The sequence below is a fragment of the Stenotrophomonas beteli genome (assembly GCF_001431665.1).
Lineage (GTDB): Bacteria > Pseudomonadota > Gammaproteobacteria > Xanthomonadales > Xanthomonadaceae > Stenotrophomonas > Stenotrophomonas beteli.
The window spans coordinates 24,678-42,437 of sequence record NZ_LLXV01000057.1 but is presented as its reverse complement, the minus strand read 5'-3'; the positions used below and the strand labels follow the sequence as shown (position 1 = coordinate 42,437).

The following is a 17,760-nucleotide window of genomic DNA, read 5'->3' as shown; positions in this document are numbered from 1 at the left end:
CGGATGACGATGGCGGCGGCCAGCCCCGGCAGGCTTTGTTACGATGGGCTGTTTCCGGCCGAACGGCCGCAAGCCGCGTAGCGCACTTCCTCCCCCTTTCCGTCTACCGAACGAGTACCGCCGTGTCCTTCTTTGCAAACGTGGAACTGGTCCCAGGCGACCCGATCCTGGGCCTGACCGAGGCGTACAACGCCGACAGCCGCCCGACCAAGGTCAACCTGGGTGTGGGCATCTACTACGACGAGAGCGGCCGCATTCCGCTGCTGCGCGCCGTCAAGCAGATCGAGCAGCAGCTTGCCGCCGAAGCCAAACCGCGCGGCTACCTGCCGATCGATGGCCTGCCGGCCTATACGCAGGCCACGCGTGAGCTGGTGTTCGGCAAGGACTCGCCGCTGCTGGCCGCCGGCCGCGTCACCACCGCACAGACCGTCGGTGGCAGCGGTGCGCTGCGCGTCGGCGCCGACGTGCTGAAGAAGCTGCTGCCGCACGCCACCGTTGCACTGAGCAACCCGAGCTGGGAAAACCACCGCGCCGTGTTCAGCGCCGCCGGCTTCGAGGTGCTGGATTACACCTATTTCGACCCGACCACCCATGGCGTTGATTTCGACGGCATGCTGGCCGACCTCGGCAAGCTGGAAGCGGGCACCGTGGTGCTGCTGCACGCCTGCTGCCACAACCCCACCGGCGCCGACCTCACGGTCACCCAGTGGACGCAGGTCGCCCAGCTGCTGAAGGACAAGCAGCTGTTCCCCTTCATCGACATGGCCTACCAGGGCTTCGACAAGGGCATCGAGCAGGACGGCGCAGCGGTGCGCATCATCGCCGAAGCCGGCATCGACAGCTTCATCGTCGCCAACTCGTACTCCAAGTCGTTCTCGCTGTATGGCGAGCGCGTGGGTGCGCTGTCGATGGTGGCGCCGACCGCCGCTGACGCCAAGGCCGTGCAGTCGCAGGTCAAGCGCGTGATCCGCACCATCTACTCCAGCCCGTCCACCCACGGTGCTGCGCTGGTGGCCGGCGTGCTGACCAATCCGGAACTGCGCGCGATGTGGGAGCAGGAGCTGACCGAGATGCGCGAGCGCATCCATGCACTGCGCCAGGGCCTGGTCGAGAAGTTGGCCGCAGCCGGTGCGCCGCAGTTCGGTTTCATCAACGAGCAGGCCGGCATGTTCTCCTACTCCGGCCTGAGCCGCGAGCAGGTCGAGCGCCTGCGCGACGAGTTCGGCATCTACGCCGTCGGCACCGGCCGCATCTGCGTGGCCGCGCTGAACCAGAACAACCTGGAATACGTCGCCAAGGCCGTGGCCACCGTCGCCAAGGGCTGAAACAACGCTGCAGTCGCTTGAAGACAAAGGCGCCGAAAGGCGCCTTTGTTTTTCCTCCTGCTTTGCCTTTGCCACACCCTCCGCGCTCGCGGCGAACCCTGAAGCGCGTGGGAGGGGGAGGCGATGCAGGACCGTTGTCGCCATGGATGGCGGCATCGAGCTTACATGGACGTACTTGCAGCGTGTCCTGCATCGCCTCCCCCTCCTACGAGCCTCGACGAAAGGAAGGCGCCACGAGCGCAACGCATCTGGAAACGATTACGCCTTCCCGCGCTCACGCACGCCCCCGCCAGACGGGCGACAATAGGCGTTTTCCCGCTGCCGAGACCTGCCCGCCCATGTCCCGTACTTCGTTGACCCGCTTCCTGATCCAGGAACAGCACGCCGGCCGCATCAATGCCGACCTGCGCCAGCTGATCGCCGTGGTCGCCCGCGCCTGCACCAGCATCTCCATCGCCGTCAGCAAGGGCGCCCTCGGTGGCGTGCTCGGCGACGCCGGCACCGGCAACGTGCAGGGCGAAGCGCAGAAGAAGCTGGACGTCATCAGCAACGAGATCCTGCTGGAGGCCAACGCCTGGGGTGGCCATCTCGCCGCGTGCGCCTCGGAGGAAATGGACCACAGCCAGCCGGTGCCGGACATCTACCCGCGCGGCGATTTCCTGCTGCTGTTCGATCCCCTCGATGGCAGCTCCAACATCGACGTCAACGTCTCCGTCGGCACCATCTTCTCGGTGCTGCGTTGCCCGACCAACGTCGAGCTGCCGGGCGATGACGCCTTCCTGCAGCCGGGCAGCAAGCAGATCGCCGCCGGCTACTGCATCTACGGGCCCAGCACCCAGCTGGTGCTGACCGTCGGCCATGGCACCCACGCCTTCACCCTGGACCGCGAGAAGGGCGAGTTCGTGCTGACCACCGAGAACATGCAGATTCCGGCGGCCACCCAGGAATTCGCCATCAACATGTCCAACCAGCGCCACTGGGAAGCGCCGATGCAGGCCTACGTGGGCGACCTGCTGGCGGGCAAGGAAGGCGCGCGCGGCAAGAACTTCAACATGCGCTGGATCGCCAGCATGGTGGCCGACGTGCACCGCATCCTGACCCGCGGCGGCATCTTCATCTACCCGTGGGACAGGAAGGACCCGTCCAAGGCCGGCAAGCTGCGCCTGATGTACGAAGCCAACCCGATGGGCCTGCTGGTCGAACAGGCCGGCGGCGCCGCCTGGACCGGCCGCGAGCGCATCCTCGACATCCAGCCCGACCAGCTGCACCAGCGCGTGCCGGTGTTCCTCGGCTCGCGCGAAGAAGTATCCGAAGCCGTTCGCTACCACCACGCGCACGACGAGGCGCAGGGCTGACGGCCTATCGCCTGACAGCGGTCATGGCAGCGCGATGACATGACCGTGGGGTGACACCGAGGGCGGCAAACGGCACCATCAAGCCGTTGCCGCCTAAGGAATGCACGCATGCACGAGCAGGGCCCGGTCGATTTCATCGAAGTCATCCACAACGCCGTCCCCAGCGAGGTCTGCGCGGCGATCGTCGAGCGCATGCGTGCCACGCGCGGCCTGCTGCCGGGTGCCGTGGGCAGTGGTGTATTCCCCGAGCTCAAGCACAGCAAGGATCTTCGCATCAGTGGCCTGGACGGCTGGCAGGACGTCGACCAGCAGCTGCAGATTGCGGTGTTCAACGGCCTGCTGACTTATCTACGCCGTTATCCACAGGCGTTGATCGCTCCGCTGATGTTGCAGATCCAGGACAGCAACGGCCAACCGCGACGCCTGTCTGCCGAGGACTTCCCCGACATGCCCCAGCAGCAGCTGGCCGACCTGGCCCGCACCTGCCTGCGCCCGGGTGCGATCAACCTGCAGTGGTATGCGGCGGGCGAGGGCGGCTACCCGTACTGGCACTGCGAGCTGTACCCGAAGGATGCGCAGGCCGAGACCCTGCACCGGCACGTGCTGTGGACGCTGTACCTCAATGACGACTTCGAAGAGGGGGAAACCGAGTTCCTGTTCCAGGGGCGGAAGATCGCGCCACGTACCGGCAGTCTGTTGATCGCGCCGACGGCGTTTACCCATACCCATCGTGGCAACAGGCCGCAGGGTGGTGACAAGTTCATCGCGACGAGTTGGATCCTGTTCCAGAGTGCGCAGAAGTTGTTTGGGGGAGGGTGAAGCAAGCTGGTCACTCGACGTTCTCAGCATCTTGTCCGGGTCATGGGGCAGGCCCCCGAGATCCTGTGCTGTGGTGCGAGCGGTTAGTGTTATCTCCTAAGGCAGACCACCACCGGGGCTGCCCTCGCTGATAAAAGAATCTCCAGAGGCTGGCACGCCTTCCCATGCGCCCAGCTGGCCGAGCGGCCTCCGGATGGCATTCAGTTCATAGCTGAGCTCGCGCATCCTGCAGTGGTCCTTCCAGCCCGCGGGGCTGTCGAGATCAAAGCGCGCGTTGATGCGAAGCTGCATCAGATCATTGGATTTCCTGAGGATCTCGACGCCACCTGAAACTGCCTTTCCGTAGCATCCAGTGCTGCCAGGTCTCAGGCTAAGGCCAGTGCTGTAGAACGCCCTGATATCACCCGCCGTCAAACTGAAGACATCTCCCTCCGCCAGATTCGGCGGAAGGATCAATGTCAGCTTCCTGTATCTTTCGTTTTCAATCTTGGTCGCTGTGTACTCGCGCAATGCCACTACGACATGGTCGCCATCAACAATCCGGTGGCACGCAAGTGAAATTTCCCTGTGGTCAGACCTCTCGCAGGCAGTCACATCAGAGTTGGCGTCAGACACGTAGAAGGCGCTGATCTTATGGCTGCCAGGAAGCAGCGACGCGCACCCGCTGCAGCTCAAGCCTAGAACAAGCACAACCGACAACCTCGTTCGCACAGTCCCGCTCCCCAGAAACATCTATTCGTGCGGTGCGAATGCTTACATCGCTCGCGTCGTACCCACGCCGGTCGACACCGACCAGCTCGCCCCGGAACCACCGGCTCAGAATCAGGGTCTCGGCTTTCCACCTGGCCTGATCAAAGTCTTGTGCATGACCCAGGCGATCCAGCCGCAGACCAATCCGATCCCCGCGACAATGATTTCCTCTTCCTCGAGGGCAGTTCCATTTAGCCCTTGATAGGCGACGAACGCGATTGCTCTCAATGACAGCAAAGCAAATACAACAACAGGTACCCAAAGTAGAATCTTCATCACTCTCCAAATCGCGATCGCACAAACCAGTGCTGGACGACTGGCATTCCTGGATCTCTTTTCCTGCTTTTTCGCGGTGCCATAAGTACCTCGCACAGTCGCCTTACCGCGGATGATGTACCCAGTGCCTTTGAATCCGCCGCGAGCGGTCGTCCAGTCAGAAATGATGCTGACCGCCTTGGCTCCGTGATGCCCCGGAGAGCTCCGCCACTCTTCAAGGCTGCCGTGCCAGGACCCTCAGTCAATGCTTTCTCAGCACTGGACCTGGACCACGGTCGAACGAACGCGCCTCTACCGAGGGCGGCGGCGATAGAGAATCCCTCCCGCCATCAGACCAAAGAGGGCGACGCCGAAGCCCACGAGTTCTTCGTTCCCAAGCGCGTTGCCAGACATCAACTTGGCAGTCGTCAGCAGAAGAAAGTTCAACGGAAGCATCCAAAGGAACGCGATGCCGAGCCAGTGGATGATCTTCATTTATCGCATTGTTCCAGATACATCGAATCAAGCCAGCGGTGGGTAAAGGTTGATCCGCTCGGTTATCTGGCCGGTCCAAAGGATCGCCAGAGGTTGCCGCTGCCGCCTTGCCAGGCACTGAGCTTCTCGACGGGGATGTCCTTGAGGTGACAGGTGAACTGGAGATAGAAGGAACGGCCTTCTTTTCGATAACTGTTCCATCCGGCAGCCGTCACTTTGATTTCCATCCGGCTATCGCGCTCGTGCGGCCTATGTAGTTCGACCTCCGCTGAATCGGACAACCAGTAGTCTCCCTTGTATGCGAAGCCCGCACCTCCACTGGTCAAGCTTGCATCAACTACCTCCGGCACCGCCTCCTCCGAAGGCATGTATCGCTTCAGGCTGCCTGTGATCTTGATGTAATGCTGGGAATCGATCACGCCCGGCGACTCCGAGAAGATACGCAGTAGAAGGAGGGTGTCCGAGCCCTTGCGCACCCTCTGACCTGTATTTGCTTCCCACAGACGCTGTTCGAACTCGTCCAGGCCAGCCGGCATGTCCGTGACGACCGTGGCTTGCGGAACGACGATGCATTCGTGCAACTGACGTGCGTGGACCCGCTGCGCTCCGAGCGCGAGAATGAGACAGGAACAGGCCACATGGATAGACAGCTTCATTGTGCGCAGAGCACTCAAGGAAGTACCACCGTCAGTTCTGAAGAACTCGACCGGTCGGCGTTCCAGCTACACTCAAACTCTTTCACGGTGACTGGCGTTTGCATGCCTTCAGAAATCCTATTGCAGGAGAAGGGCAAGCTTCTCGTATGAACTTCAAGGCATCTGTCTTCAACCGACGACGCACGATTCACAAAGGCAGTCCTTGCAGTACTCGAACGCAGAAGTATCGTCCACGCAATCCAGCACTATCTCACACGTCGGCAGAACGGCGACGCCTTGTTGCAGGAGTGGACCATCGCTTCGACACTGGCCGCATGTGCTATTGAGAGGGCCATCTCCCAGAGTCTGGTTCTATCCACACTTTTCCCCAGGCTCACTGGCTTTCACCAAGCGTTCCAAGATCGAAAGTTCTGCTGTGTGAGCGGCGGCTGCTGATGCTGATTGTCCTGGAATTGAAGCTGCGACCGTCGGTGCAGTCAGCAACGAAAAAGTAGTGCGTCGGCGCCGGGGCTGAGACAACCATCATCGTCGTGGAGAATTCACCCCGAATCTCTCTGGCATTCAGGTGTTCACCGGTCTCTGCGAACACCATGTGCAGCTGACAGGCGTCCTCGCGCCCGGCCATGTCGGTGGTTGCCGGCAACGCCCCTGAAACACGGATGATCATGTCACCGCCCATGGCGCTGCATCCGGACATCACCAGAGCGCTCATTGCTACAAGAAGCCACTTGTCCATTCATCGCATTCCTCAGCCTGTCACTGCAGGCGTTCCATGGGGATTGCGCCGCTCTTCAATCCGTGCTGCGCGCCAGGGCGGCACGTCCACAAGTGAATAGGGTAGTCCGACCTCCGGCAGGTTGAACAGTGCGACGCGCGACTCACGGCGCCCAATGGCGTCATCCAGACGCCTTGCTACCTCAGAACAACGACCCCTGCGGCGAATCCTTCTTCGGCGGCAGCGGCTTCACGAACCGGCTGCAATCCAGTTTCGGCCAATGGCTGTTCTGCGCATTGAAACCCAACCGCTTGCGTGCCAGCTTGAAGCGGTTGCTCAACAGCTCCGCATACACGCCCTGGCCACGCATGCGCGTACCGAACTGGCTGTCGTAGTCCTTGCCGCCGCGCAGCTGTTGAATGGTGCTCATCACATGCGCGGCGCGATCAGGATGATGGGTGTCCAGCCAATCGCGGAACAGCGGCGCCACTTCCAGCGGCAGGCGCAGCAGCACGTAACCGGCGGTGCTTGCACCGGCGTCGTGCGCGGCTTCCAGCACCGCTTCCAGTTCGCTGTCGTTGATCCATGGGATCACCGGCGCCACCATCACACCCACCGGAATGCCCGCCTCATGCAGGCGCTTCATCGCGCGCAGCCGTGCGTGCGGTGCCGATGCGCGTGGTTCCAGCTTTGCGGAAAGATGCGGGTCCAGCGAGGTCACCGAGAAATGCACGCTGACCAGGTTCTCCGCCGCCAGCGGTGCCAGCAGATCGATATCGCGTTCGACCAGTGCGTTCTTGGTGATCAGCGAGAACGGATGCTTGGTCTCCAGCATCACTTCAATCAGCTGGCGGGTCAGCTTGAACTTGCGCTCGATCGGCTGGTACGCATCGGTGTTGATGCCCAGTGCGATCGGTTGCGGCACGTAGCCCGGCTTCGACAGTTCCTTGCGCAGCAGCTGCGGCGCATTGGTCTTGGCGAACAGCTTGGTTTCGAAGTCCAGGCCTGGCGACAGGTTCAGATAGGCGTGCGAGGGTCGCGCGAAGCAGTACGAGCAGCAGCACTATATGTGTTTGGAGAAAAGTGTTCAGCGTTTCGCACCTTGGAGAGGAGTCCTCTTCAGACTAGCTGCGTAATACAGGCGTCTTGTGCTCCAGCCCAAGGCAATGACGGGTAGGTTAGCGGGGCTTTGCGACTACCTCAGACTCGTGGCTCCCTGATCAGACCAGTTCAGGATGAATTCCTCCTGCTCCGCGGTCTCCACCGCACCAGGCCGCACCGAGCGCACTTTCGCAATTGCATCGATGCCGTCTGAAGCGCAGCCGGTTTGAATGAGGAGCATCGACGCCACGGTACCGGCCCGACCCAGCCCGCCTTTGCAATGCACCACGATCCTGGTTCCAGACAAGAGCTTGGCTGCGAACTGTGGTCCTAGGGATCGCCATGGCTCAAGCAGTCGCGCGTCGGGAGCCGCACCATCTGTAATTGGCAGGCCGTGCCACATCAAACCGTGCGCTCTGGCACGTTCCGCCAAAGAGGTGATTCGCAGCTCCTCGAACTCCCACGGCTCAATTAACGTGATCAGATGCTGTGCTCCCCACTCCGTGATCGACGTAAGGTCGACGTCCAGGTCCCGAGCCCAAGAGCCAGTCATTGCGACGTCCTGATGTTTTCCTGGTGCAAAGGTGACGCCGATCCCGCCGCCGTTCGTGCCGACAGGCAAGGTGGCAATCTTCAGTGGATGGGAGATACTTGTTCTGCTCATTTGCGCTCTCCGAAATCAATAGCCCTTGGGGGCGAGAAGCAAACGCTGCGCCCTTTTGATCTCAATGTCCATCTGTGAGCCTAGTAGTGCGACCGAGGTCTAGTGGAACGCCAGAACAAGAACACTATCGTCCAATTCCGGCGAGGGAAGCCGAATCCGTCTTCGGCCATTGGAAGGCTCGCGCACGCCAGTCTTCCAAGGGGCATTGAGGCCATGTAAGGCGTCAGTGCGCCTCGGGATCCTCTATTACTGGTGATATGCGTGCCACCGCTAAGCGGACCGAAGGCCGAGTATCAACAGCGACGACTTCGACCGGGACCCGCTACTTCTTTTGCTGGCGTACAAAGTTGCAGCCCCCTTATCGGATGGATTTGGCCTCACGCTGCGGAATGCCTGTGCAGCGCCCTCACCCTGACAATCTCCACTCTCGGCAATGGGCGGACATTCGCGCCCGGATATGACTGCCGGCTCGGCGCTCACGTCAGCTATCGGCGTCGTCGATGTCCGCTTTCGGCCGAGGCTGTGTACAAACGTCTGAAGGCTGATGGCAGGCGGGTCGTCGATGCCCGCCCTATGTTCGTGCAGATGATGGCATGCGATTCTCAGGCCGCGATCGCCTTCAACATGCCAGGCATACCGATGATCTTGATCATCCGTTTCATGTTGTAGGCCAGCACGGCCAAGCTGATCTCTGCTCTGACCTTCGGCAACGTCTTGGTTAGTAGCGGCGTAGTGCCCAACCACGCCTTGAGGGTGCCGAAGACGTGCTCCACCGTCTGCCGTCGCGCAACGGCGACCTGCGGCCTGGCGTCGAGTCGCAATTGCATCGCCTCAAGCACGTGTTCGTGCTCCCAGCGGCTGATCCTCCGGTAACGTGCCGTGGTGCACTGGTCTCGCATTGAGCAGTCTGGACAGGCGGATGACCAATATTTGCGCAGCGTCAGACCGTTTTCTTCGCTGGTGAAGCGATGCGTGCCCTGCTCGCCGGCCGGGCAACGATAGGCATCCAGCGCCGGCTCGTAAACGAAGTCCCGCTTGTCGAAGCGCCCTTCGGCTTTGCTGTTCGAGGTCAGCGGCTTAAGCACGAGCGGGATGATCCCGTTTTGCTCGCAGGCCAAGATCTGTGGAGCGTTGTAATAACCACGATCGGCCAGTGCGGTCAGGTGGTCGGTGCCCAACGCGTCTTTGGCCTTGAGCGCCATGGGCGCAAGCTGCGTCCGATCATTTCCGATGTTGGTGACCTCGTGGGCCACGATCAGGTGGTGCTCGGCATCGACCGCGGCCTGCAGGTTATAGCCCACCGTGCCGGTGGCGCGCCCCGTCGAGGTCATCGACCTAGCATCGGGATCGGTCAGCGAGATCTGGCGATCGGGCTCTTCCTGCAACTGCTCTTCGATGCGATCCAGCGCCGCCATCCGCTCTCGCACCTTGGCCAGCTTGTCACGCAGCTGCGGGACGCGCGCCTCAGGCAGCATCGCCGGGTCGCGATCGGCGCGATCCAGTTCGGCCAGATAGCGGGTCACGCTCTCGTCGAGCTGGCTACGTCGCGCCTTGATCTTGCCAATGGTGAAGTTGCGATCGCGGCTGTTGACCGCCTTGAACTTGCTGCCGTCGATCGCAACCACGGCATGCGAGAAGACCTTCATTCTGCGGCAAAGCGCGGTGAAGCGGCTGCATACCGCCACGATGGCGGCGCCGTTGTCCTTGCGGAAGTCGGCGATTGTCTTGAAGTCGGGTGCCAGCCTTCCCGTCAGCCAGATCACCTCCAGGTTGCGCTGTGCCTCGCGCTCCAGCCGGCGACTGGACTGCACCCGGTTGAGGTAACCATAGATGTAGATCTTCAGCAGTGCCCCCGGGTGATAAGCGGGTCGACCACCGGCGGCGCGGCTGGCGGAATCGAAGCCCAGCGACCGGAGATCCAGCGCATCCACGAAGGCGTCGACGAGGCGAACAGGATTGTCCTGGTGGACGTAGTCTTCGAGCCGATCAGGCAGGAGAAGCGCCTGCGTCCGATCCACGCCATCGACGAATCGCTTCATGATCAGCACCAATCGAGGAGTGCTTCGATCTTGCCAGCGATGCAGGGGTTTTCATACAGCCTCGGCCAGAAGCGGACGAAGGCTCGGTAGCGGATACAGCGTGAGGGACTGCAACGGAGCTGGGCCAGCTACTCGACGACCTTCCCGCAGTAGAGAAAATCCGCGAATGTCTTCCACGCAACCTCTTGTGGCTCCGGACTCCACTCGAGGCAACTCAGTCCCGCATGGAGAAAGGAAGCGATGTCGGAATTATTCCATCCCAATGCACCATCGAGGCAATAGCGAGTCGGATCATCCCGACGAACTGCTCTCGCGCGACGAGGACATCACCGCGCGGGTGGTTGCTCGATTGCATCCGCGGATCAATGCCGCGTCATCGATCACCCGCAGCAGAGAGCGCAGCCGCCTTCTGGCCAAGTACCAAGAGCGACAAGCCGAGTACCGTCGTTGGCGTGGCAGGCCGGGCAAGCTCTCCGGTGGCGCTGCGGCCAGCGCATTGACAGATCGCGACGTGCGCATCGCCGAGCTCGAATCCCAGGTCGCGATGATCCGCGCCGTCGGCGAACTGGGCGGCTTCAGCAAGTGGGCGCAGTTCTATGAGTCGTACCGCGGCTCGAGGGATCAGCTGGCGCAGTTGGGCGCGCTGCCGGAAGCGACGGTGGAGTCGCTTCCGCTGCGCAAGCCAAAGTAGCCGGCCTACCCTGCCCCGCTTTTCCGCGCTCTATCTTCTAATGCACTGGAGCGCGAGTGTTCACGTCCAAGCAAGGAAGTTCAGTGCGGAGTTCAGGCGTGGTGTGATTGAAATGGCACGCCAACTGGCCTCAGTTGCGACTAGGCAGCGCCAGAGTTAGAGATCTGGATATCCTGCTGGCGTGCACGAAGCGGGAAACCAAGAGTCAGAGCGCGCTTGCATTTGCCCGCTTTGGAGTGCCCTGTGAAGATCTGAAGCAGTGCCTCGCCGCAGGCCTCCTGAAAACCCCAGAGTTGGCATTCGCACTGCTCACACACATCTTCGATTTCGACGCGCAGCGAATTTTCAGCGGGGATAGCGCTCACGCCGCTCTTGAAACCCATACAGTATGGCTGGGGATAGCGGTCGCGTTTGCGAGTTAGCACGCGAGGAGAGAGAATGCTTTGAGACAAATGCTAACAGTTCTCACCCCCGTGCGAATTGAGGAGCTCCTCTATGAAGATTAGTAAGAGCTGTCACACCTCATTGCCCACTCTGAGTGGCAGTGCTGAAAACCGTCGTAAGGTGATCGAGGCTGATATTGCTTGGTTTCATCGACAGCACCTGAATAGCCCATCTGCAAAGATTCTGAGCGAAGTGGTACGAGAGAGGATGGCGGACGCCCCAGATCACGCGCGCATCCGAGTGCTCGTGAAGGAAGCGATCGCCCTAGAGTCTGAGAAGAGTGATCGAACATATGCTCGCGCGAGACGCGATCTAGTTGATTGAATAACGACATGGGGAACTCCACTTCAAATTGGACCGAAGAAACGAGAACGCTTCACCGATGAAGTTTCTCTGTTTCTTCGAGTCATTCAGAAGTAGAGGTTGACGGGGATTGTGCCATTGCAAACTGGGTGGGTTAGTACCAAAAAAACCGCCCCAGTAGCTGGGGCGGCCTGTTACCTAATCGGTCGAATCCGTCATGAATTACCAGCTATATTTCAAGCCGACCTGACCGCCAATGTCGCGGTAGCTATCCTTACCGGACTGTCCACTCAAATGGCCCCAACCGGTCCAGCCGCTGCCCAGTTGCAGCTGGGCACCTACCTTCAACTCGTACCGATCCTTCGGAGTTCCGCCCTCCAGTGCCTCGCCGTCAAAGGCAACTGAATTGATGTTGGACTGGTGATACCAGTTCGCCGTCACAAATGGCTGCACTCGATTGCCGTCCATGTTGATCGCATGGCCGTAGGCGCGCAGGCCCACACGGGTCGTCAGACCGCCGCCTTGCTCCGCTGATACCACCGTACCGTTGGCTTCCATGTGGTCATCGCTGCGATAGTCGGTATAGATGAATTGAGCCTGCGGCTCCAGATAGAAGGCCCTGGCTTCGTTGGCAAATACCTTCCATGCATAGCCGATCTCCACCGACCCTGTCAGAGTCTGTGCGTCGTAGCGCTCCTCAACCAAACCATCGCCATGCACGCTGTTCTTATAGCGACCAGCCTGCAGCCAGGCATCGACGTACGTGCCGACAGCTTCATCCGGACGCGCAAACCAATTGCCATAAACGCCCAGCGCGACGCCATCCACTTTTCCCTTGGCCGCATATCCGGTCAGTGCAGAGGTTGCGGTGCTGTTCGCTTGACCGGCGGCGGCCATGAAACCGACCTGGCCACGACTAGTCTGCCCCCACCGGGCGATATCGGAGCCGATCTGCAACAAAGAACTATCGCTACTGACATCGATCTGACCTTCACCCACACCGTAGTCGACCTGATTACGAGTCACCCGAGCCCATACGCTACCCAGCTTGTCGTCGTCCTTCAGTCGTTCGGCCAAGTTGGGCTCACCCAAACGATCATGCATGGCATGCTGGAACATACCGACTGCCACCGACTGGTTAGCCAGGTACGCGCCAATCTCCGGCCGCAGGACGGGCGCCGGCGGATCGGTCGGATCAATCGGGTCAATGCAGCCCGGAGCACTCGGATCCAACTCGCATGGATCCGGCTGCACGATAGGCGGCAACTCCGAACGCAAGTACCAATCGCCATCGTTAGGATCGGCTTTGCCTCCCTTGAACAGGAAGTATTCGTACTGACCACCCACAGCTCGACCGGACAGGTTGAACTCGGCGTTTGAAGCGCCATTCACTTCGACGATCTGGATACCATCCAGTGTTTGCGCGCCGGCCCCGCCAACGTTGTTCACCGCTACATATGCCTGGCCGGAGGTATCGCCCAATACATGGAGCTTGTCAGTGGCGGAGTGATCGTCCCCCAAGACGGTATTCATCAGCAAGGTACCGCCGTTGCCGACAAAGTCGCCAGTCACAGTCAGTGTCTTGAAGTCATTCGTGCTCGGTGCCTGGAAAGCAATCACACCGTCGTTCAGTGAAAGCTGGCCTACCGTCGAGTCCCCCGTCATCTGCCATGTTGAACCGCCAGCGACTTGCAGGACATCGACCACACCATTGGTCTTGCCAATCCAAACAGAAGCATCATCAAGGCTCAACGAAGTGGCCGCCGTACTGGCACCATTCCCGAATACAACGTCACCCATGGCGATTGCACGATCACTCATCTGCACACGGTTTCCGGCGTTGCCAATCTGTTCAACGAATACGCCATTACCACCGATGATCTGGGCGCCAGCGGACAAGGAGATATCCCCTGCGTCGCTGCGGATAGCACTGTCCTGCGAACTGCTCAGGGTGCCGCCAGCCATGCTCAGGGTACTGTCAATCACGAGAGCGCCAACCGCACCTGCACCTTCAGCACGCACGTGCGAGTCATTGAGCTGCACATCCGCGCCAAACTCCGCAACGACACCATGCGCTCCTTCGCCGGTCGTCAGTACCGCACTGCCATTGGCGACGATGCTTGCACCTGCCGGACCGTAAGCGTACAGCCCATGGCTACCGATACCGTTGGTTTCGATGCGGCTGTCATCGATGTTGAGAAAGGCGTTTGCCCCCTCCATCGCTGCACCCGAATAATTCGGACTGGCACAAGCGTCACCGGCGCCCACGATCAGTGAACATGCCATCGCGCCGAACGCATTGTCGCCTACGGTCAGCACCTGAACGCCAACAGCATTCAGCACAGTATCCGTATCGCCCAGGTCCCCGGCCACCTGCGACAGCAGGCCCATGGCCGAGGCACCATGCGTCTTGACCTGGCTGTTGTGAATATCCAACTGGCCACCCCACTCGGCAACGACGGCTGACGCGGTGGTGCCGCCGGAATTGGCGCCGAAGGTCTCCACCAAGACATTGTCAGCCCGCAGTTGCGAACCAGCTCCCATCGCGTCCAACCCGTAAGCCCCGTTGCCGTGGGTCGTCAGGCGGACATCAGTGAGAGCGACTACGCCGCCGCCATATGCGCGCGCCCCCATTGCCACTTCCCCTTGGGTAGTGATGTCTGCGGAGGCCAGGGTCAGGTTCGAACCTGCTGTATCGGCTACCGCACCATGCGCATACACGCCGTTGGTATCGACTATCACATTGCCAACGTCAACCCAGCCACCTTCGTTCGCCCGGAGGCCGTAGGCATGCTGCCCAAGAGTGGTGGCGCGGATATTGCTGCCCGTCACCACTGCGCCGCTACCGGTCGCCTCCACCGCATGTGCGTAGCCTTCGTGAGTCAGGATATCAACGTCGGACATATCGACCCGGCCCGCACCAATCGCTTGTACGCCCGTAGCAGTTGCATCGATGCTGAGTTGGCTCAATTGCATGACGGCGCCGGCTGCAGATTGTGCACCTATGCTCCCCGCACCCGTGGTGGTGATGCTGCCGCCGTGCATCGTCACACTCGATGACACACCAGCACTAACGCCACTGGAAACCACTCCGCGAGCACCTGCACCCTCGGTGCGGATACTCACGTTGTCCAGCAACAGGCTGCCGTTGCCGTCGTAGGCGACCGCGCCCTTGGCGCTATCACCCGTGGTAAGCACGCTGCTATCGCGCACTGTCATGCTGGAATCGCCTTCCACGTTCAGGCCATCGGCCCCCAAGCCACTGGTGATGATGGCAGTATCGGTGACAAGAGCATCGCCACCCTGCGAAGTGACCACACCGGCCGCACCAACCACACCAGTACCGCGACCACCGTTTATTTCGATGGTCGCGCCGTCAATGCGGGCGGTGGCGCTGGAGATCGACACGCCGCGTGCATTGTCGCCACCAAGCTGGATCAGTGTGCCTACACCATTTGCATCACGACCAATGTCCAGGTGACCGCCGTTGCGGGCAACTGCACCATCGCTATTTAAACCGCTGGTACTGATCCGGCCGCCATTGAACACCACCGTGCCACTGCGATTGGCAATCAGACCAACCGCAGTGGTTCCCATGGAGGAAATGTCCATGTCATTGGCAACAATACTGCCACCATTGGTGGCCACCATTACGTGGGCTAAGTTGCCGAAGGACTCAATGCGACCAGAGGAGACATCCAACCGAATGCCATCAGCCAACAGCCGATCTGAATCAGCAGCATGAGCGGTAGCCAACGACATGCTCAATGCACCGGCTATCGCCAGCGAAAGGGTATGGCGAGAGAGAAGAGGGGGCAAAGTCTTATTCATTTAATGATTCACCTAAAGAAGAATGGGCGCTTCCGACTGCCGCAGGGAACAGAGTCGGGTCGCTATGCTCAGCGTCACTTTGATAAGCGCACGACGTCATGCTGGCCCGGGAAAATCTACGGATTCAGCCCCAGCGCTCACATGCAACAAGTTTCAAATTTCGCGGTTAATTGATACTTGTTCATGTCGCGTACGGACAGCTCAGGTACGCATGTCCTGATTCGCAAGCACTGCCTATTTCGGGCAGCTTTGTTGCTGCCCTGATCGACCACGAAGTCTGCTTTCTCTGACTGGCCACTACTCGCTTATCCCCGGCCATAAAGATGCCGAAGGGCGGCCTACTTGCTCAGGATCGAGTCCAACTCATGCTGGGGAACTGCGGCGCTGTGCTCCGCGCCACACCCTGTTCAGCTTGATGACCTTAGCGACCCCGGCCACTTGTGTTCTGACAGTCGCTGCTTTCCCCCATGGGTTATGAAGGAGCTGCTGCATTGAACCAGCACGGATCTCAGCTCTCTCATCCGCTCGTTTTTCTGACATCAAGGGCCGGATCACGACGAGCCTTGCGGGCGTCTCGCGCCAGGAATATTCACTGACGGCCGGCACGCTGCGGGTAAGGGGAGTCCCGCAACGCAAAGGGTAAGCATCGCCGACTAGCGCGATGTAATCTTATCTAGATGTTTGGCGATGTACGGCAGCTACCGGAAGACATCGCACTGCGACTACATCAGCTCTCCAACAGCCGATTCAATACGTCATTTGCTTCGTTATGCTTGGCGATCAGTGCCGGCACCTCAATCGCCCGTACCGGGCGACTGATCAGATAGCCTTGGATTACATCACAATCCATCTCGGCCAAGAGCGCTTGTTGTTCTTCGGTTTCGACGCCTTCTGCAACTACCTGTAATCCCACCGCTTTGGCCAGGCCAATGATTGCCCTGACAATGGCCTCGCTCTCCGAACACTCGGCAATATCGCTGATGAAGCTACGGTCCACCTTCAACTCCTGAACAGGGAAGCGTTTCAGGTGCGACAGGCTCGAGTAACCGACACCGAAGTCATCCAGCGAGATCCGCACACCGGCAGCAGAAAGCTTGCGCAACGTCATCAGGCTCAATTCTGCGTTGCGCATGGCACCAGATTCGGTGATCTCGATATACAGATCTTCTGGATCCAGATCGTTTCGCTCCAAAGCGTCAAGCACATCCACGTAGAACGAGGCTGCGTTGATCTGGAAGACGGAAGCATTCACCGAGACGCACCAATCCACCACACCCTCACTTCGCCATTGCTGCATCTGACTGCACGCCTCGTTGAGCACCCAGCGCCCGATATCCACAATCATTCCCGTCTTCTCGGCCAACGAGATGAAATGATCCGGAGGTACCTGCCCGTGCTCAGGATGGTTCCAGCGCAACAGCGCCTCCAGGCCCATCACCCGCCCGCTCTGAAGATCCAGTTTTGGCTGGTACAGCAGGAAGAACTCGTTCTCGCGCAATGCGCGACGCAGGTCCCCCACCATCAACTCGACTTCCGAAACACTCGCCCCCATCAGCACGTCGAACACCGCGTAGCGGTTGCGCCCTAGATCCTTGGCGTCCGCCATGGCTGCGGCGGCCTGGGTCAGCAAGCGACTACGTTGACCGCCAGCGATGGTTTCCATGGCAACACCGACGCTCACGGAAATTTCGACCTCTTTGTCATTCATGACAAACGCCCGGCGCATCTCTTGCATCAGGCGCTTGGCAATGGTCTTTGCCTGTCCGAGCTCTTCGACCTCTGCGATGATCGCGAATTCGTCACCGGCCAGCCGTACCACCATATTCTCGGTGCGGACAGCGGACCGGATGCGCACGGCAATGGCCTTCAGAAGTTCATCGCCAAAAGCATGGCCATAGAGTTGGTTGATGGCGCTGAAGCCATCCACGCCGATCACCAGCACGGCCTTGTACGCCCCCTGACCGCGCGACCCACGTAATTGCTGCTCCAGCAGAAGGCGCCCCGGCAATGCGGTCAAACGATCTTGCATGGCCCCAGGTACAGGTACCTGTGCCTGCATGGGTTGTTTCGATGATACTCCCATGAGCACGGCGCACTGCTCAAGCTGTGCAGTGCGCCGCAGATACATCAGGAACAACGGGAAGCCCCGCACAAGCGTGAATACCAGGCTGCTGGCAAGCATCGCCAGCAATCCGCTGTCGAGCGTCGGTATGAGGCTATACGTGAAATTCGCATTCATCTTGACGTCCCGCTGGACCATCCGTATTGGATTGGGGTTCATTGTTCCGCCTGGCAGCGCGGAGCTGAATACAACAAG

The 17,760-nt window shown here is 60.2% G+C and carries 13 protein-coding genes and 1 pseudogene; 4 read left to right on the top strand and 10 right to left on the bottom strand.

Features of this window, described 5'->3' with window-relative positions; genetic code table 11:
- Window positions 1–122 precede the first annotated feature (122 nt).
- From ARC23_RS15495 to ARC23_RS15485, 3 genes are all read left to right on the top strand, one after another.
- Window positions 123–1,325 (top strand): amino acid aminotransferase, encoded by a 1,203-nt coding sequence (locus tag ARC23_RS15495; RefSeq protein ID WP_057498026.1) that lies wholly within the window; start codon window positions 123–125, stop codon window positions 1,323–1,325.
- 338 nt (window positions 1,326–1,663) lie between these two features.
- Window positions 1,664–2,680, top strand: coding sequence for a class 1 fructose-bisphosphatase (locus tag ARC23_RS15490; protein WP_057498025.1), 1,017 nt, complete (start codon window positions 1,664–1,666; stop codon window positions 2,678–2,680).
- Window positions 2,681–2,788: 108 nt separating this feature from the next.
- Window positions 2,789–3,499, top strand: coding sequence for a 2OG-Fe(II) oxygenase (locus ARC23_RS15485; protein WP_057498024.1), 711 nt, complete (start codon window positions 2,789–2,791; stop codon window positions 3,497–3,499).
- A gap of 96 nt (window positions 3,500–3,595) precedes the next feature.
- Here ARC23_RS15485 and ARC23_RS15480 read toward each other — a convergent pair whose 3' ends face one another.
- The 8 genes and pseudogenes from ARC23_RS15480 to ARC23_RS15450 all read right to left on the bottom strand — a co-directional run bounded on the left by ARC23_RS15480 (window position 3,596) and on the right by ARC23_RS15450 (window position 10,174).
- A complete protein-coding gene (locus tag ARC23_RS15480; RefSeq protein WP_152985284.1) occupies window positions 3,596–4,114 on the bottom strand; it encodes a hypothetical protein in 519 nt (172 codons plus the stop codon).
- A 207-nt stretch (window positions 4,115–4,321) separates the two neighbouring features.
- Window positions 4,322–4,525 (bottom strand): hypothetical protein, encoded by a 204-nt coding sequence (locus tag ARC23_RS20855; RefSeq protein WP_152985283.1) that lies wholly within the window; start codon window positions 4,523–4,525, stop codon window positions 4,322–4,324.
- A gap of 291 nt (window positions 4,526–4,816) precedes the next feature.
- On the bottom strand, window positions 4,817–4,999 hold the full coding sequence (locus tag ARC23_RS15475; RefSeq protein ID WP_238985257.1) for a hypothetical protein: 183 nt from the start codon (window positions 4,997–4,999) through the stop codon (window positions 4,817–4,819).
- Between the two features lie 62 nt (window positions 5,000–5,061).
- Window positions 5,062–5,673 (bottom strand): hypothetical protein, encoded by a 612-nt coding sequence (locus ARC23_RS15470; RefSeq protein WP_238985256.1) that lies wholly within the window; start codon window positions 5,671–5,673, stop codon window positions 5,062–5,064.
- Between the two features lie 355 nt (window positions 5,674–6,028).
- Window positions 6,029–6,391, bottom strand: coding sequence for a hypothetical protein (locus tag ARC23_RS15465; RefSeq protein WP_057498021.1), 363 nt, complete (start codon window positions 6,389–6,391; stop codon window positions 6,029–6,031).
- Between the two features lie 181 nt (window positions 6,392–6,572).
- Window positions 6,573–7,427, bottom strand: a pseudogene (locus ARC23_RS15460) (PA0069 family radical SAM protein); the annotation flags it as partial.
- A gap of 138 nt (window positions 7,428–7,565) precedes the next feature.
- Window positions 7,566–8,135 (bottom strand): cyclin-dependent kinase inhibitor 3 family protein, encoded by a 570-nt coding sequence (locus ARC23_RS15455; RefSeq protein WP_057498020.1) that lies wholly within the window; start codon window positions 8,133–8,135, stop codon window positions 7,566–7,568.
- A 602-nt stretch (window positions 8,136–8,737) separates the two neighbouring features.
- A complete protein-coding gene (locus tag ARC23_RS15450; RefSeq protein ID WP_057498074.1) occupies window positions 8,738–10,174 on the bottom strand; it encodes an IS1182 family transposase in 1,437 nt (478 codons plus the stop codon).
- A gap of 262 nt (window positions 10,175–10,436) precedes the next feature.
- Here ARC23_RS15450 and ARC23_RS15445 point away from each other — a divergent pair, with 262 nt between their 5' ends.
- Window positions 10,437–10,865 carry a hypothetical protein gene (locus ARC23_RS15445; protein ID WP_057498019.1) on the top strand — a complete coding sequence of 143 codons (429 nt, stop codon included), beginning with the start codon at window positions 10,437–10,439 and terminating at the stop codon, window positions 10,863–10,865.
- A 969-nt stretch (window positions 10,866–11,834) separates the two neighbouring features.
- Here the strand turns inward: ARC23_RS15445 and ARC23_RS15435 are convergent.
- Together ARC23_RS15435 and ARC23_RS15430 are read right to left on the bottom strand one after the other, a co-directional pair.
- Entirely contained in the window at window positions 11,835–15,443 is a 3,609-nt protein-coding gene (locus ARC23_RS15435; protein ID WP_080393093.1) for an autotransporter outer membrane beta-barrel domain-containing protein, read from the bottom strand.
- Between the two features lie 727 nt (window positions 15,444–16,170).
- Window positions 16,171–17,682 (bottom strand): putative bifunctional diguanylate cyclase/phosphodiesterase, encoded by a 1,512-nt coding sequence (locus ARC23_RS15430; RefSeq protein WP_160321665.1) that lies wholly within the window; start codon window positions 17,680–17,682, stop codon window positions 16,171–16,173.
- Window positions 17,683–17,760 lie beyond the last annotated feature (78 nt).

What these genes read in the sequence shown, in the direction of transcription:
- ARC23_RS15490 (WP_057498025.1), top strand. Translation starts at nt 1,664, where the DNA reads ATGTCCCGTACTTCGTTGACCCGCTTCCTGATCCAGGAACAGCACGCC.
- ARC23_RS15465 (WP_057498021.1), bottom strand. Translation starts at nt 6,391, where the DNA reads ATGGACAAGTGGCTTCTTGTAGCAATGAGCGCTCTGGTGATGTCCGGA.
- ARC23_RS20855 (WP_152985283.1), bottom strand. Translation starts at nt 4,525, where the DNA reads ATGAAGATTCTACTTTGGGTACCTGTTGTTGTATTTGCTTTGCTGTCA.
- ARC23_RS15485 (WP_057498024.1), top strand. Translation starts at nt 2,789, where the DNA reads ATGCACGAGCAGGGCCCGGTCGATTTCATCGAAGTCATCCACAACGCC.
- ARC23_RS15435 (WP_080393093.1), bottom strand. Translation starts at nt 15,443, where the DNA reads ATGAATAAGACTTTGCCCCCTCTTCTCTCTCGCCATACCCTTTCGCTG.
- ARC23_RS15450 (WP_057498074.1), bottom strand. Translation starts at nt 10,174, where the DNA reads ATGAAGCGATTCGTCGATGGCGTGGATCGGACGCAGGCGCTTCTCCTG.
- ARC23_RS15430 (WP_160321665.1), bottom strand. Translation starts at nt 17,682, where the DNA reads ATGAATGCGAATTTCACGTATAGCCTCATACCGACGCTCGACAGCGGA.
- ARC23_RS15445 (WP_057498019.1), top strand. Translation starts at nt 10,437, where the DNA reads ATGCACCATCGAGGCAATAGCGAGTCGGATCATCCCGACGAACTGCTC.
- ARC23_RS15475 (WP_238985257.1), bottom strand. Translation starts at nt 4,999, where the DNA reads ATGAAGATCATCCACTGGCTCGGCATCGCGTTCCTTTGGATGCTTCCG.
- ARC23_RS15455 (WP_057498020.1), bottom strand. Translation starts at nt 8,135, where the DNA reads ATGAGCAGAACAAGTATCTCCCATCCACTGAAGATTGCCACCTTGCCT.